1 protein-coding gene is annotated in these 287 nt (G+C 52.6%); it reads right to left on the bottom strand.

From position 1 onward, the window contains the following. Nucleotides 1-287 (bottom strand): contractile injection system protein, VgrG/Pvc8 family (locus JW499_RS22060; protein WP_232846586.1); only part of this gene is annotated, 287 nt, incomplete at both ends.

Raw genomic sequence — 287 nt, 5'->3', positions numbered from 1 at the left:
CTCTAAACGAATCAGGGCGTTATTACTGCCCCGGCCTGAATCGCTAAAGCGGCCCGGATGATCATAGATTTCCAGCGGCACGTCCTGTTCACCGGATTTAGCCGATTCCAGCTTCAGGTTGGGCTTTCTGAAATCAAAATCCCGCAGGGTGACTTTACCGGGGACAATCGATTCGCTGTAACTGAAGCTGAAGATATGCTGTTCACGTACCGCCCCCTGACTGTCGTGAAAACAGTCCAGTAGCGGATCACCACTGATGGCCGGATTGGAACCGGAGGTATCACTGA

This window comes from Amphritea pacifica, from assembly GCF_016924145.1.
Classification (GTDB): domain Bacteria; phylum Pseudomonadota; class Gammaproteobacteria; order Pseudomonadales; family Balneatricaceae; genus Amphritea; species Amphritea pacifica.
Note: the sequence above shows the minus strand (reverse complement) of the source record. Positions and strands in the feature narration are given on the sequence as shown.